At 49.7% G+C, this 14,856-nt stretch carries 14 protein-coding genes; all 14 read left to right on the forward strand.

Features of this window, described 5'->3' with window-relative positions:
- Positions 1-119 precede the first annotated feature (119 nt).
- Positions 120-1,805, forward strand: coding sequence for a 30S ribosomal protein S1 (gene rpsA, locus BLQ09_RS26030; RefSeq protein WP_027604177.1), 1,686 nt, complete (start codon positions 120-122; stop codon positions 1,803-1,805).
- A 151-nt stretch (positions 1,806-1,956) separates the two neighbouring features.
- Entirely contained in the window at positions 1,957-2,241 is a 285-nt protein-coding gene (locus tag BLQ09_RS26035) for a hypothetical protein (RefSeq protein ID WP_092359029.1), read from the forward strand.
- Positions 2,242-2,372: 131 nt separating this feature from the next.
- The gene (gene ihfB, locus BLQ09_RS26040) at positions 2,373-2,675 is read left to right on the forward strand and encodes an integration host factor subunit beta (RefSeq protein ID WP_027604175.1); all 303 of its coding nucleotides are present in this window, start codon (positions 2,373-2,375) and stop codon (positions 2,673-2,675) included.
- A gap of 19 nt (positions 2,676-2,694) precedes the next feature.
- Positions 2,695-2,943 carry a LapA family protein gene (locus tag BLQ09_RS26045; RefSeq protein WP_027604174.1) on the forward strand — a complete coding sequence of 83 codons (249 nt, stop codon included), beginning with the start codon at positions 2,695-2,697 and terminating at the stop codon, positions 2,941-2,943.
- Positions 2,944-3,959: 1,016 nt separating this feature from the next.
- Positions 3,960-5,273, forward strand: a complete 1,314-nt coding sequence (wbpA, locus tag BLQ09_RS26050) for a UDP-N-acetyl-D-glucosamine 6-dehydrogenase (RefSeq protein ID WP_027604173.1) — start codon at positions 3,960-3,962, stop codon at positions 5,271-5,273.
- Positions 5,274-5,290: 17 nt separating this feature from the next.
- A complete protein-coding gene (gene wbpB, locus BLQ09_RS26055; RefSeq protein WP_092359031.1) occupies positions 5,291-6,241 on the forward strand; it encodes a UDP-N-acetyl-2-amino-2-deoxy-D-glucuronate oxidase in 951 nt (316 codons plus the stop codon).
- A gap of 7 nt (positions 6,242-6,248) precedes the next feature.
- Entirely contained in the window at positions 6,249-6,833 is a 585-nt protein-coding gene (wbpD, locus tag BLQ09_RS26060) for a UDP-2-acetamido-3-amino-2,3-dideoxy-D-glucuronate N-acetyltransferase (protein ID WP_027604171.1), read from the forward strand.
- Positions 6,830-7,921: a DegT/DnrJ/EryC1/StrS family aminotransferase gene (locus BLQ09_RS26065; RefSeq protein WP_027604170.1), complete on the forward strand. Its 1,092-nt coding sequence runs from the start codon at positions 6,830-6,832 to the stop codon at positions 7,919-7,921. The genes wbpD and BLQ09_RS26065 overlap by 4 nt, the downstream gene beginning before the upstream one ends.
- A gap of 14 nt (positions 7,922-7,935) precedes the next feature.
- Positions 7,936-8,910 (forward strand): SDR family NAD(P)-dependent oxidoreductase, encoded by a 975-nt coding sequence (locus BLQ09_RS26070; protein WP_092359033.1) that lies wholly within the window; start codon positions 7,936-7,938, stop codon positions 8,908-8,910.
- 5 nt (positions 8,911-8,915) lie between these two features.
- Complete coding sequence (locus BLQ09_RS26075) at positions 8,916-10,061, forward strand: DegT/DnrJ/EryC1/StrS family aminotransferase (protein ID WP_092359035.1); 1,146 nt, start codon at positions 8,916-8,918, stop codon at positions 10,059-10,061.
- Positions 10,062-10,173: 112 nt separating this feature from the next.
- Complete coding sequence (gene asnB / locus BLQ09_RS26080) at positions 10,174-12,054, forward strand: asparagine synthase (glutamine-hydrolyzing) (RefSeq protein WP_092359037.1); 1,881 nt, start codon at positions 10,174-10,176, stop codon at positions 12,052-12,054.
- The gene (locus BLQ09_RS26085; protein ID WP_092359039.1) at positions 12,036-13,061 is read left to right on the forward strand and encodes a DegT/DnrJ/EryC1/StrS family aminotransferase; all 1,026 of its coding nucleotides are present in this window, start codon (positions 12,036-12,038) and stop codon (positions 13,059-13,061) included. Before asnB ends, BLQ09_RS26085 begins: the two co-directional genes overlap by 19 nt.
- The gene (locus BLQ09_RS26090) at positions 13,051-14,097 is read left to right on the forward strand and encodes a GNAT family N-acetyltransferase (RefSeq protein WP_092359041.1); all 1,047 of its coding nucleotides are present in this window, start codon (positions 13,051-13,053) and stop codon (positions 14,095-14,097) included. The genes BLQ09_RS26085 and BLQ09_RS26090 overlap by 11 nt, the downstream gene beginning before the upstream one ends.
- Positions 14,094-14,852: a methionyl-tRNA formyltransferase gene (locus tag BLQ09_RS26095; protein WP_092359044.1), complete on the forward strand. Its 759-nt coding sequence runs from the start codon at positions 14,094-14,096 to the stop codon at positions 14,850-14,852. Before BLQ09_RS26090 ends, BLQ09_RS26095 begins: the two co-directional genes overlap by 4 nt.
- The last annotated feature ends 4 nt before the right edge of the window (positions 14,853-14,856 follow it).

A 14,856-nucleotide genomic window follows, 5' to 3' on the forward strand; every position in this document is an offset into this window, starting at 1 on the left:
CAAGAAGGCCGCAGGGGACCAGTCATAGTCCTGCGGTGGCTTCTTTTAACTGAAACTGACCCACACCGTCTGGGGTGTGGAGATGGGCGTATTCTTCGCCCTTATCAACAGGAATTAAAATGAGCGAAAGCTTTGCGGAACTCTTTGAAGAAAGCCTAAAAACCCTGAACCTTCAGGCAGGCTCCATCATCACCGGTGTTATCGTTGATATCGATTACCAAGCTCGCTGGGTAACCGTTCACGCTGGTCTGAAGTCTGAAGCTCTGATCCCGCTGGAACAGTTCTACAACGATGCTGGTGATCTGACAATCAATGTCGGTGACGAAGTTCACGTTGCTCTGGACTCGGTTGAAGACGGTTTCGGTGAAACCAAGCTGTCCCGTGAAAAAGCCAAGCGCGCTGAATGCTGGATTGTTCTCGAAGCAGCCTTCGCAGCTGAAGAAGTGGTCAAGGGCGTTATCAACGGTAAGGTTAAAGGCGGCTTCACTGTCGACGTTAACGGCATCCGTGCGTTCCTGCCAGGTTCTTTGGTCGACGTTCGTCCTGTGCGCGACACCACGCACCTGGAAGGCAAAGAACTCGAATTCAAGGTCATCAAACTCGACCAGAAGCGCAACAACGTTGTCGTTTCCCGTCGCAGCGTCCTGGAAGCAGAGAACTCCGCCGAGCGTGAAGCTCTGCTGGAATCCCTGCAGGAAGGCCAACAAGTCAAAGGTATCGTCAAGAACCTCACCGATTACGGCGCATTCGTCGATCTGGGTGGCGTCGATGGCCTGCTGCACATTACCGACATGGCTTGGAAGCGTATCAAGCATCCTTCCGAAATCGTCAATGTTGGCGACGAGATCGATGTCAAGGTTCTGAAATACGATCGCGAGCGCAACCGTGTTTCCCTGGGCCTGAAGCAACTGGGTGAAGATCCATGGGTCGCTATCAAAGCCCGTTACCCAGAAAGCACTCGCGTCACCGCGCGTGTTACCAACCTGACCGACTACGGCTGCTTCGCTGAGCTGGAAGAAGGCGTTGAAGGCCTGGTACACGTTTCCGAAATGGACTGGACCAACAAGAACATCCACCCTTCGAAAGTCGTACAAGTCGGCGACGAAGTGGAAGTCATGGTCCTGGACATCGACGAAGAGCGTCGTCGTATCTCCCTGGGTATCAAGCAGTGCAAATCTAACCCATGGGAAGATTTCTCTGGCCAGTTCAACAAGGGCGATAAAATCTCCGGCACCATCAAGTCGATCACCGATTTCGGTATCTTCATTGGTCTGGACGGCGGCATCGACGGCCTGGTTCACCTGTCCGACATCTCCTGGAACGAAGTTGGCGAAGAAGCTGTTCGTCGTTTCAAGAAGGGCGACGAGCTGGACACCGTTATCCTGTCGGTTGACCCAGAGCGCGAGCGCATCTCCCTGGGTATCAAGCAACTGGAAAGCGATCCGTTCTCCGAGTACGTTCAAGAGAACGACAAAGGCGCAATCGTTAAAGGCACTGTGAAAGAAGTTGACGCCAAAGGCGCCATCATCGTTCTGGCCGACGATATCGAAGCGACTCTGAAAGCCTCCGAAATCAGCCGTGACCGCGTTGAAGACGCGCGCAACGTTCTGAAAGAAGGCCAGGAAGTAGAAGCCAAGATCATCAGCGTCGATCGCAAGAGCCGCGTGATCCAGCTGTCCATCAAGTCGAAAGACGAAGTGGAAGAGAAAGAAGCCATCCAGAGCCTGAAATCGGCTCCGGAAGCTGCAACAGGCGAGACCACCATGGCCTCCCTGCTGCGCGAAGCAATGGCTAAACAGAACTAAGTTCTGTAAGGCTGTTAAAAAGGGCGACTTCGGTCGCCCTTTTTTGTGCCTGAAATTCGCTGAATCAACACGCAAGAACCAAGGCAGACGCCTTGGTGTCAGAGCTGAATACAGTATTGATAAAGGCGCTCCCGTGTTTTTAAGGATTTCGATGAACAGGCTTATCGTGGTGTTCGCAGTGGTAATGCTTGCAGGCTGTTCCGTTACCAGCGCCAAAACTCACGCGAGGCGCGGTGTCAGCGGCATTGAGGTCGATTGCTCGGGGTTGGGCAACAACTGGGATAAGTGCGAGAAACGCGCCGCCCGCGAATGCAGGATGCAGGGCTATAAGGTCATCACCAGATCCAGCGACGCCAAGGACGAAGAGGGTGATTACGTGTTCGGTTGGAACCCTGCAGGAGCGGTCACTCGTACCATGCTCGTGATCTGCAATTGAGAGTGTGGGTCGCTCATGGCGGGCGTTATTCAAACGGCAGATAAGTTGGTAGATGGGCTGTTCAAATTCATCAAGTCATGCTAAAACCTTCGAAGCGCTTTTCCTAGCTGCTTGAAAAAGAAGGGAAAAATATGACGAAGTCGGAGTTGATCGAACGAATTGTCACCCATCAAGGGCTGCTTTCATCCAAGGATGTGGAGCTGGCTATCAAGACCATGCTTGAGCAAATGTCCCAGTGCCTCGCGACCGGGGATCGAATTGAGATCCGTGGGTTTGGCAGTTTTTCGCTGCACTACCGCGCGCCAAGGGTAGGGCGGAATCCTAAGACTGGGCAGTCGGTGAGCCTGGATGGGAAATTTGTGCCTCATTTCAAGCCGGGGAAGGAATTGCGGGATCGGGTGAATGAGGATGAGGAAGTTGAAGGTAGCCTGTGATTGCGGTTTGGAGGTTTGGATGAGCAAGGTTAAGCAGTTTTTCGGTGTCGCGCTGCTCGTTTTCGTTGTGGCGGTTGTGATCATATTCACTCTGGAAAATGATCAGCGAGTAACCTTGGTTTTCCTTACGTGGTCCACGCCTCAAGCCTCTATTGCTGTCTATGTTGTGTTGGCTTTGCTGGTTGGTTGCTGTATAGGTCCAGTTATCAGTTGGTTGGCAGCCATTCGGGGTGGGCGAGTCGAAAAGGCAGGTCCGAAGGTACAGTAAGCTAGTGGTATGTGGCCCTGTTGTGGCTTTCTGGTTGTGTTATTGCTGGTTGATATAGCCGCTCTCTGGATTTGATGCTCAAAATCAATGTCTGCGCGCTCTTCGTCAGAGTGGTATTTTTAGTTTCGCCGATTTGAATGCTGGTGAGTTGGCCTGGTGGCGCAATGCTATCGGAGGTTTGGGCGATTTTGATCGCTGAATTATTGGCTTTGTGTTTCGCATGGCTATTTGCTTCAGGGGTTGATTGTTCATGCCCCGGCTTTTTATACGGCGTATCCGCTACCCTCCTGTGTTAGGCGGTATTACATCCGCTTCCCTTCATGGTCTCGCTTGATCTTCTTCGTGCATGTGGCAGAATGCCGTCTTTTTTTGCGGTGCTAGCTCTCTCCGCATCATCTGCGGCGCCCATTACGAAAAGTGCCCCAGGCCTCGAGAGCATGTTTTGAGTGGTCAATTTGGCTGGCTGATTTGCTGTGGTTAAACCTGACAGCCTTGTATCGAGCATGACATTTTGCAGCGGTGAGGAAGGCCCTTTTGGTTGATGTGGTCGACACTGCTCGGGGTGGGGGGCATCAGTCTAGCCGTTAACATACGCGAGTCCTTGGTCTGGATTTGCACGCCGGTATCCCGTGATTGCTGGCATTTATCTCCGGTGCTGTGGTGGAATCATCAATTTGGCTACAGCCATGCGGGAAGAATAACGGCATAATGTGCACTTTGACTCATTGTCTGTATTGTATCCGCTCAGGCTATCCTGCAGGTTGGTAGACCCCAACCGGTGAGGTCCCTTGAAGGTTTCGTCGTGCGACCTTGCTGATAGCAGTCTTTTGTTTTTTTGGGATGCGTAGAAGTGGCAGTGAAACGCACGTGCAGTGTGCAACGTAGGACATAGGTGGCGATACGCGTGTTCGGGAATTGTCAGGCGCGTATGAAAAGAGAACCTCAGCATCGGGTTGTGATTCCCGGGATAGTTGATGTGTTGAACGTTCCAGAATTAGCTAATGGAGTTTTACCTGATGTCAGGCATCAAGCAGTCAAGTGTTGACAAATTCAAGAGCAAAGAAGCCCTAATTGGTATCGTTGGATTGGGATATGTCGGTCTGCCCTTGATGTTGCGTTATAACGCCATTGGCTTTCGTGTATTAGGTATTGATATTGACGAGGCTAAAGTCGCCCGACTGAACGCCGGTCAGAGCTATATCGAACATATTGCCGCTGAAAAAATTCACAAGGCCCGCCAAAGTGGTTTCGAAGCCACCACTGATTTCGAGCGTGCCAGCGAATGCGACGCCTTGATTCTGTGTGTTCCGACGCCTTTGAACAAGTACCGTGAACCAGATATGAGCTTCGTGATTAATACCACGGAAGCAATCAAGCCGTACTTGCGCGCAGGTCAGGTTGTATCGCTGGAAAGCACTACTTATCCAGGCACAACTGAAGAAGAACTACTCCCACGTGTTCAAGAAGGCGGTTTGAGGGTAGGGAAAGACATTTTCCTGGTTTATTCACCAGAGCGTGAAGATCCGGGTAATCCAAACTTTGAAACTCGTACCATTCCAAAAGTGATTGGTGGGCATACCCCCGCTTGTCTGGAAGTAGGTATCGCATTGTATGAGCAGGCGATTGATCAAGTTGTATCAGTCAGCTCCACTAAAGCTGCCGAAATGACTAAGTTGCTGGAAAATATTCACCGAGCAGTGAATATCGGTTTGGTCAACGAGATGAAAATAGTAGCGGACCGCATGGGAATCGATATTTTCGAGGTGGTCGACGCAGCTGCAACCAAGCCATTCGGCTTCACACCTTATTACCCCGGCCCAGGCCTTGGTGGGCATTGCATCCCGATTGACCCCTTCTATTTGACCTGGAAGGCTCGTGAGTACGGCTTGCACACTCGTTTCATCGAACTCTCCGGTGAAGTCAATCAAGCCATGCCTGAGTACGTAGTCAGCAAGCTGATGGACGGCCTCAACAACAACAGCAAGCCGTTAAAAGGCAGCAAAGTGCTGGTGCTGGGTATTGCCTATAAGAAAAACGTAGACGATATGCGTGAGTCGCCTTCTGTGGAGATCATGGAGTTGCTCGAATCCAAGGGTTGCGTCGTAGCCTACAGTGACCCCCACGTACCGGTATTCCCAAAGATGCGCGAGCATCACTTTAACCTGTCCAGCGAAGCGCTGACCGCTGAGAATGTCAACAGCTTCGACGCTATTGTTCTGGCGACTGATCACGATAAGTTCGATTACGAGTTGATCCGTAAACACGCTCGTTTGCTTGTCGATAGTCGCGGCAAATACCGCACCCCTGAAGCTCATATCATTAAAGCCTGATTGCTGGAGTGTTGCTTTTGAAACGTTTCGCCCTTATCGGCGCCGCCGGCTATATCGCCCCGCGGCACATGCGCGCAATCAAAGACACGGCCAATGAGCTGGTGTCCGCTTATGACATCAATGACTCCGTAGGGATTATCGACAACCTGTCTCCGCAGAGTGAGTTCTTTACCGAGTTCGAGCGTTTCATCGAGCACGCGTGGCAGCTTAAGCGTGATCCAGCTACCGCGCTGGATTACGTCGCGGTCTGCTCGCCCAACTATCTGCATCATTCGCACATCGCAGCCGGCTTACGTCTTGGCTGCGATGTGATTTGCGAGAAGCCATTGGTACCCACGCCTGCGATTCTGGACGAACTGGCTCAGGTCGAACGCGAAACAGGCAAGCGTGTCTACAATATTCTGCAATTAAGGCACCACCAAGCCATTCTTGACCTCAAGGAAAAGGTTGCCCGTGAAGCTCGTGACGGCAAGTACGACGTAGAACTCACCTACATAACCTCGCGCGGCAAGTGGTACATGGAAAGTTGGAAGGGGGATCCGCGCAAGTCTTATGGAGTCGCGACCAATATCGGGGTGCACTTCTACGACATGCTGCATTTCATCTTCGGCAAGCTCCAACGTAATGTTGTGCACTATGCCAATGATTATAAAGCCGCTGGTTATCTGGAGTATGAAAAAGCCCGTGTGCGTTGGTTCCTATCGATTGATGCCGATGATTTGCCGGAGTCGGTCAAGGGCAAAAAACCTACCTACCGCTCCATTACGGTAGATGGTGATGAAATAGAGTTTTCCGAAGGTTTTACTGACCTGCACACCACCAGCTACCGGGAAATCCTCGCAGGCCGTGGTTATGGCATCGAAGATGCCCGTCACTGTGTAGAAACCGTGAATACCATTCGTTCGTCCGTCATCGTTACACCGCAAAATGACGAGGGCCACCCTTTCCTTGCAACTCTGAGTCGCTGAGGCAGGCATGAATTATCAGGTCCATCCTTCCGCTATCGTCGATGACGGTGCGCAGATTGGTGATGAGTCGCGGGTTTGGCATTTCGTGCATGTGTGCGGTGGTGCCCGTATCGGCAAAGGCGTCTCTCTTGGGCAGAATGTCTTTGTCGGTAACAAAGTGGTCATTGGTGATAACTGCAAGATCCAGAACAACGTGTCGGTGTACGACAATGTCACGCTGGAAGAAGGCGTGTTCTGCGGACCGAGCATGGTGTTTACCAATGTATACAACCCACGTTCGCTGATCGAGCGCAAGAGTGAGTACCGAGATACCCTGGTCAAAAAAGGCGCCACCTTGGGTGCCAACTGCACCATTGTCTGTGGTGTCACCATCGGCGATTACGCTTTTGTTGGTGCTGGCGCAGTGATCAACAAGTCTGTGCCTGCCTATGCTCTTGTAGTGGGTGTGCCTGCACGCCAAGTCGGCTGGATGAGTGAGTTTGGCGAGCAATTGGACTTGCCGCTGGAAGGCGATGGAATTGCGATTTGCGAGCACAGTGGTGCTCGCTACGTATTAAGGGGTAAAGCGCTGGTCAAGGAGGTCGTGCGGTGATCGAGTTTATTGATCTGAAAATCCAGCAAGCCAGAATCAAGGACAAAATCGATGCTGGTATCCAGCGCGTTTTGGCTCATGGGCAATACATTCTTGGGCCTGAAGTGTCGGAGCTGGAAGAGCGCCTCTCCACATTTGTCGGTGCTAAACACTGCATAACGTGCGCCAATGGCACCGACGCGCTGCAGATTGCCCAGATGGCCTTGGGTGTAGGCGCGGGAGATGAAGTAATCACTCCGGGCTTCACGTATATCGCAACCGCAGAAACTGTAGCATTACTGGGCGCCAAGCCGGTCTATGTTGATGTTGACCCGCGTACTTACAATCTAGATGCGACCAAGTTGGAAGCTGCGATCACGTCGCGCACCAAAGCGATCATTCCAGTATCACTCTACGGGCAATGTGCGGATTTTGACGCCATTAATGCCATCGCTTCCAAGCACGGTATTCCCGTGATAGAGGATGCGGCGCAGAGTTTTGGTGCAACGTATAAAGGTAGGCGCTCCTGCAATCTAACTACTATAGCGTGTGCCAGTTTTTTCCCGAGCAAGCCGTTGGGTTGTTACGGCGATGGTGGCGCGATTTTCACCAACGATGATGAGCTTGCCAAGCTGTTACGTCAGATCGCTCGTCACGGCCAGGATCGTCGTTACCACCACATCCGCGTCGGTGTGAACAGCCGTCTTGATACGCTTCAGGCAGCAATATTGCTTCCCAAGCTGGAGATCTTCGAAGAAGAACTCCAACTGCGTCAGCAGGTGGCCGACCGCTACGCGACGCTTCTCGACGAGACGCGAATTGCCGCTCCTTATGTCGAAGCGCACAACACCAGCGCCTGGGCCCAATACACCGTTCAAGTCGAAGAGCGCAACACCGTCCAGGACCGCCTGAAGCAAGCGGGTGTTCCTACAGCAGTCCACTATCCGATTCCGTTGAACCGCCAGCCGGCGGTCAAGGATGATCATGCACATTTGCCTATCGGTGACACCATTGCCACACGGGTAATGAGCTTGCCAATGCATCCCTATATTGGTCTGGCCGACCAGCAACTTATATGTGAGTCGCTATCGGCCGCCACCCACATTTGAATGGAGTACGTTGCATGAAGGTTCAAGGTTCTAAAGTTCTGGTTATTGGTGGCGCTGGTTTCATCGGTAGTTTCGTGGTTTCAGAATTGCTGAAGGCTGGTGCTGAGAAAGTTGTTATCTACGACAACTTCGCTCGTGGAAAGGTCAGCAACATCGCTGAACAGCTGAAAGACCCACGTTGCAGCCTCTACGCTAATGGCGGTGACGTACGCGAAATAGACTTGCTGAACGATGCCATGAAAGGCATGGATGGCGTAATTCATCTCGCCGCCATGTGGCTTCTGCACTGTAAAGACTTCCCCCGAACAGCTTTTCACGTGAACATCGAGGGTACTTTCAACGTACTTGAGGCTTGTGTTCAAAACAACATCAAGCGTCTGGTGTATTCCTCCTCCGCCTCCGTTTATGGTGACGCGGTGCAGGTGCCAATGACCGAGGAGCATCCGTTCAACAACCGAAACTTCTACGGCGCCACCAAGATTGCAGGTGAAGCCATGTGCCACGCCTACCACGACCGCTTCGGCCTGAGCTTTGTCGGCCTGCGCTACATGAACGTCTATGGTCCGCACCAGGATCAGACAGCCGCCTACACCGGTGTTATCCCGATCATGCTGAACAAGATCGACGCCAACGAAGGCCCTGTTATCAACGGTGACGGCACTCAGGCTTACGACTTCATCTATGTGGAAGACGTTGCTCGTTGCAACGTGCTGGCGCTTGAGGCTGAAGTTACCGATCAGTTCTACAACGTCGGCACGGGTGTCCAAACCAGCATCAAGCAACTGTGCGACGGTATCTTGGATCTGAAGAAGTCCGATCTGGTTGTCGAATATCGCCCTTACAGCGCAGACGACGCGCGCCGCATGGTGCAAAACCGCATCGGCTGCCCGAAAAAAGCAGCAGAAGATCTCGGTTTCACCTACAAGTACGAACTGCGGGAAGGCTTGCAGAAGCTGGTTGATTGGCGTGAAGCGCACGGCGCGGAGTGAGCGTAATGGAAATGCGTAATATCGCTATCTCGTTACCTTGTACTGGTGAGGAAGAATGGCAGGCAACTCGCGAGCCTCTGATGAGCGGCTGGTTGACCCAAGGCCCAAAAGTGGCGGCTTTTGAAAAAGCTTTTGCAGAGCGTCATGAGGTGCCTCATGCACTGGCGGTGACCTCCTGCACCACGGGACTTCATTTGGCTTTGGCCGGCCTGGGTATCGGCCCAGGTGATGAAGTGATCGTGCCGGCCTTTACTTGGGTTGCCACCGCTAACGTGGTTCTGTATTGCGGCGCGATTCCTGTTTTCGTGGATGTCGATCCCCTGACATACAACCTCGATATTCAGCAGATTGCGCGCAAGCTGACGCCAAAAACACGCGCAGTCATCGCTGTGCATCTGTTTGGGCGTTGCCTGGATATGGATGCTCTGCGTGCACAACTGCCTGCCAATGTGGCTATCGTTGAAGATGCCGCTTGTGCCGCAGGCGCGAGTTGGAAAGGTCGCCCTGCTGGCAGTCTTGGTGACGTCGCTGCGTTCTCCTTCCACCCGCGAAAGTCGGTAACGACCGGTGAGGGAGGCATGGTCACTACGGCCAACGCAGAGTTAGCCGAGCGCATGAACCAGCTGCGAAACCATGGCGCCACGCTCTCCGAGGAGCAGCGCCATCACGGCCCTCGTCCCTACCTCCTGCCGGAGTTTAATCTGCTGGGTTTCAACTATCGAATGACCGATCTACAAGGTGCAGTCGGTATCGTACAGTTGGGTAAACTCGATGGATTCATTGATGAGCGCGCGCGTTGGGCCGAGTACTACTGCGAGCAGCTGGCGGATATAGATTGGCTGCGTTTGCCGACCACCCCGGAAGGTAGCCGTCATGGCTGGCAGGCATTTGTGACCTACATCGATCCGGCCAAAGCACCGATGCCGCGAAACGACATGATGGAGATACTTCAGGCTAAAGGGATCGCCACCCGTCCAGGAACGCACGCAGTGCACATGCTAGCTTACTACCGTGAGCGTTTCGGTCTCAAGCCAGACGACTTTCCGGGCGCGCGCGACTGCAACGATCACAGCATGGCCATACCTTTGCACAATCGTATGTCGCCTGAAGATTATGCGTATGTAGTCGAGGCAATTCGCTATTTGGGTTAAGCGAATAGTGGTAAATCACCTGGCGTTCAGCCAGGCGTCATTTCAAGGTGGTGCCTCAGGAAAAAGTTTTCCTGAGGCACCGCCTTAACGGATTTTAGGAGCAACAAAGCGCATGTGTGGTATTGCCGGCCTCATTTATTTAGATAACAACCCGGTGTCGCCTGTAGTGCTGCAGCGCATGACGGACGCGATTGCTCATCGTGGCCCGGATGGAGAAGGGCATTGGATCGAAGGCAACGTTGGCCTTGGTCATCGCCGTTTGGCAATCATTGATCTTTCGCCTGCTGGTCATCAGCCGATGGCTTCTATCTCCCAGCGTTACGTAATGGTATACAACGGTGAGGTTTACAACTACCGTGAACTGCGTATCGAGCTTGAGTCGCTGGGCTACCAATTCCGCTCTCGCACAGACAGCGAAGTCGTGCTCAATGCACTGATTGCCTGGGGGCCAAAAGGGCTGGAACGTTTCAATGGGATGTTCGGTTTGGCGTTGTGGGACCGTCAGGAGCAAACCCTATTGCTGGCACGTGACCGCTATGGGATTAAGCCTCTTTACTACTCAATGCAAGGTAATACGTTGTCATTTGGTTCCGAGCAAAAAGCAATTCTTGCGATGCCGGAGTTTCGCCGCAGCTTGGATAAAGAAGCGCTTCTGGAATACTTTACATTTCAGAACATTTTCACAGACAAGACTTTACTTAATGACGTGAAACTGCTTCCGGCAGGGCACTATGCAGTTTTGGATTTGAAGTATAAGGCTCCAGGCCTGCAATTCACCCAATATTGGGACTATGATTTTCGTGAGCCGGAACATAAGGCTAGCGATGAAGAATATCGCGAAGAGCTTGATCGCCTGTTCAAGCAGGCAGTCAATCGCCAATTGGTGACGGATGTTGAGCTTGGAAGCTATCTCAGCGGCGGTATGGATTCGGGCTCAATTACGGCAATAGCCGCGAAGTCTTATCCCTATATGAAAACGTTTACCTGTGGTTTCGACCTTAACTCTGCTTCCGGCATTGAGATGGGCTTTGACGAGCGCAGTAAGGCTGAGTACATGTCCTATCACTTCAAGACTGAGCATTACGAAATGGTGCTTAAAGCGGGGGATATGGAAAGAGTTTTGCCTAAACTGGCTTGGCACTTGGAAGAGCCACGCGTAGGGCAGAGCTACCCAAACTACTATGCCGCGCAGTTGGCTTCGAAGTTTGTTAAGGTTGTAATGTCAGGAGCGGGGGGGGACGAACTTTTTGGTGGTTACCCTTGGCGTTACTACAGAGCCGTCGTAAATGACAATTTTGAACACTATATCGACAAGTATTATAACTTCTGGCAGCGCCTTATTCCAAATTCCCAGATAAAACAAGTTTTTGCGCCTATTTGGGATGACGTGAAACATGTTTGGACAAGAGATATATTTCGTGATGTATTCAAACATCATGCAGATAATCTTTATACTTCTGAAGACTATATAAACCATTCTTTGTATTTCGAAGCCAAGACTTTTTTGCACGGGCTGCTAGTTGTAGAGGATAAACTTAGTATGGCGCACGGTTTGGAAAGTCGTGTTCCTTTTCTAGATAATGATCTAGTCGACTTTGCAATGCGCTGCCCAGTTCATTTGAAACTGAATAATCTCTCAGAAGTGGTACGCCTGAATGAAAATGAACCAGGTGGCAAAACTGACAAGTATTTTCAGAAAACGCGTGATGGAAAGCAAATTTTGCGTGATGTAATGGGTAAATATATACCGAGCGACATCACTAAAGCCGAAAAGCAAGGTTTCTCCGCACCCGACGCAAGTTGGTTTAAAGGAGAAAGTATTGAATTTGTAAAAAGAAAAATATTAGAGCCGAAAAGTAAAGTTTACGAGTACCTGGATTTTCATAGTGTGTCTGATTTGGTGGGAGAGCATCTTGACGGTAGCAGCAACCGACGTTTACTTATCTGGTCAATGCTGAGCGTAGAAGAGTGGATATGCGCAAATTTGAAGTAAATAAAGATATCTCTCACTCTGCTCCTTGGATTACTGAAGAGGATGTTGCTTCGGTGGTGGTGGGCTTGAATTCCGGAATGATTGCAGCGGGGGTAAGGGTAACTGAGTTTGAAGTTCAGTGTTCTGAATATTTAGGTGGCAAGTATTCAGAATTGACTCCTTCTGGTCAAATGGCCCTAGAACGTGCTTTACTGCTTCTTGATCTGCCGGCAGGCGGAGCTGTTATTATTCCTACTTATGTTTGCTCCTCGGTTGAGGCTGCAGTAATAAATATTGGATTACGGCCGCTTTACTGTGATATAGGCGAGACTTGGTGTGTGACCGCGGAGTCCATTTCAATTTTTTTTGATTCTTCTGTGGTTGCAATTATTGCGGTGCATCTATTCGGTATAAAGGTCGATGTTGAATCTCTGACGATTTTCGGAGTTCCAATTATCGAAGATTGTGCTCAATGTTTTCACCCGAACGTCGGTAATGTAGGGGCTGTTGCAATTCACTCGTTTCATGCTACCAAATGTCTCACGACTGGAGAGGGTGGGTTGTTGACGATCCCCAAATTGTCCAATTTAAACAGTGAAGTTGCTATTCAGTCAAAATCAAAAAGCATCAGCGACTTTCAAGCTGTGCTTGGGATTTCTCAACTGTCTCGTTATGAGATAATGCTGGAAAAAAGAAAAGCTATAGCTGATTTTTATTTTTCAAATATTCCGGCTGTTTTATTAGAAAAAATTCGATCAGTAAATGATCAGCCACTTTACTTTAGGTTTCCTCTTTTTTTTCTAGAGGGGTTTAATCAAGTTGCCCCTATTTTCTGGGATAAGGGAGTGATGGTGCGTAGAGGGGTTGATACCTTGTTACACCGTTCACGAGGTTTGAATGACGAGCGATTTCCTAATGCAATTTCCGCATTCAATAATACGGTTTCAATACCGTGCTACCCGGCATTATCAGATGCTGACATTGCTCGAGTAGTTGAAGCAGTCGAGAGTGTTTTTTATGGGCTATAAAATAAAGTTATTCAATTTAGGTGATTCAGTTGCGTTGGATTTATTCTTTTCAAAAGTCCAAGGCGCGCTCTTATATCACTCGATTAAATATGCGCGGCTTGTGAGTGCCTTCTTAAAAGTAGAGTATTTGTGTGTCGTTGCGGTTAATGAGGATGATACTGTAATCGGTGCCTTGCCTTTTTTTATAAAAGAACAGGGCGGTATGCGCGTAGCTAATTCTATGCCATTCTACGGTAGTCATGGCGGTATTGTTTTAGCAAGTCAAGATGAATTTTTGTTTTCACGAATTCTGAACTTCTACCTTACTTATGTTAAGGAACAAGCGTGTGCTGTAAGTACGATAATAACTTCACCATTTACAGATGACGCGAAGTGGTATGAGCATTGTTTGAATGTCTTACCAAGTGATACCAGGATTGGTCAGGTTACCAAACTACCACTTGACTCAAGCCACGAAGCTGTAATGGCAAGTCTTTGCAGCAAAACACGAAATATGGTTCGCAAGTCAGAAAAGCAAAATATTGAATGGTCTTCAGCGTATGTCGACTGGGGGATCGATTTTTTAGCGGAGATACATCAGCAAAATATGTTAGAAATTGGTGGGTTGGCAAAACCCGACAATTTCTTTGAGTTGATAAAATCAAATTTTGATTACGGGGCTGACTATTTAGTCTATATAGCTTATTTGGATGGGCAGCCTATCTCCGCGCTGCTTCTTTTTTACAGTGGTAAAACCGTAGAATACTTTACACCTGTTATAAAGTCAGACTATCGCTCTATGCAGCCATTGACCTGTTTAATATTTAATGCAATGCGGGATGCCGTGGCGAGAGGATGCCGTTACTGGAATTGGGGTGGCACTTGGGCTACACAAGAGGGTGTTTATAGATTCAAAAAAAGTTGGGGGGCGGTTGATATGCCTTACAGCTATTATTCAAATGTTTTTGACTCTTCAGTGCTTAACTATGATAGTAAGCAATTACTTTCTGAATTTCCGTATTTTTATACGGTGCCTTTTAAGTGGTTGAATAAATGAAGATCGCATTCCTTTCTGGCGGTGCGCGACATAATGCTCTTCGGTATCTTTTGGAGCAAGGTGAAGATGTTGGAGCTGTCATTACTCCCTTATTAACTCAAGCGAATAGACGGTTTGAAAATGTAGTTCTTACGGCGGTTGAGTTCGGCGTTCCGGTTTTTCCCGTTTCGCGCGAAGGTGTATTTGACGTGTTAAATAGGTTAAGGCCAGATGTAATTGTATCATGTGGTTTTCCATACATTATATCTGAAAAAACTATTGCTTTGGCACGGTACGCCATTAACGTACATCCAACGCTTCTGCCTAAATATCGAGGTTTTAGAAGTGGGCCTTATATATTGATTAATGGTGAAAGTCAATCTGGAGTGACTGTGCATTTTATTACCCCGCAAATGGACCGTGGGGATATTTTGGTGCAGGAAGCCTTTCCGTTAACTATATTTGATACGCCAAAAAGTATGTATCGCAAAGGTCAAGAGTTGGAACCTAAGGTTGTATACGAAGCCATTAAGCTTTTAAAATCTGGTTCTTATTCAGTGACGGCTCAAGATGAGAGAGAGGCCAGTGAGTATTCTGATGTAAGGACGCCATCAGACTCCAATATAGACCCGCATAAGCCATTGCTTGAACTGATTAACGAGATTCGGGCATGTGATCCTGATGCGTATCCAGCTTACTTTTTACATGAAGGACAGAAAGTTTGTATAAAGATGTGGCGTCCGGAAAAAAGTGCAGATGAGTGGGATATGATTTAGAGGT

Source organism: Pseudomonas sp. NFACC25, from assembly GCF_900100935.1.
Taxonomy (GTDB): domain Bacteria; phylum Pseudomonadota; class Gammaproteobacteria; order Pseudomonadales; family Pseudomonadaceae; genus Aquipseudomonas; species Aquipseudomonas marginalis.

Coding starts and splice junctions, on each gene's coding strand:
- rpsA (WP_027604177.1), top strand. CDS start 120: ATGAGCGAAAGCTTTGCGGAACTCTTTGAAGAAAGCCTAAAAACCCTG.
- BLQ09_RS26035 (WP_092359029.1), top strand. CDS start 1,957: ATGAACAGGCTTATCGTGGTGTTCGCAGTGGTAATGCTTGCAGGCTGT.
- ihfB (WP_027604175.1), top strand. CDS start 2,373: ATGACGAAGTCGGAGTTGATCGAACGAATTGTCACCCATCAAGGGCTG.
- BLQ09_RS26045 (WP_027604174.1), top strand. CDS start 2,695: ATGAGCAAGGTTAAGCAGTTTTTCGGTGTCGCGCTGCTCGTTTTCGTT.
- wbpA (WP_027604173.1), top strand. CDS start 3,960: ATGTCAGGCATCAAGCAGTCAAGTGTTGACAAATTCAAGAGCAAAGAA.
- wbpD (WP_027604171.1), top strand. CDS start 6,249: ATGAATTATCAGGTCCATCCTTCCGCTATCGTCGATGACGGTGCGCAG.
- BLQ09_RS26070 (WP_092359033.1), top strand. CDS start 7,936: ATGAAGGTTCAAGGTTCTAAAGTTCTGGTTATTGGTGGCGCTGGTTTC.
- BLQ09_RS26075 (WP_092359035.1), top strand. CDS start 8,916: ATGGAAATGCGTAATATCGCTATCTCGTTACCTTGTACTGGTGAGGAA.
- asnB (WP_092359037.1), top strand. CDS start 10,174: ATGTGTGGTATTGCCGGCCTCATTTATTTAGATAACAACCCGGTGTCG.
- BLQ09_RS26085 (WP_092359039.1), top strand. CDS start 12,036: ATGCGCAAATTTGAAGTAAATAAAGATATCTCTCACTCTGCTCCTTGG.
- BLQ09_RS26090 (WP_092359041.1), top strand. CDS start 13,051: ATGGGCTATAAAATAAAGTTATTCAATTTAGGTGATTCAGTTGCGTTG.
- BLQ09_RS26095 (WP_092359044.1), top strand. CDS start 14,094: ATGAAGATCGCATTCCTTTCTGGCGGTGCGCGACATAATGCTCTTCGG.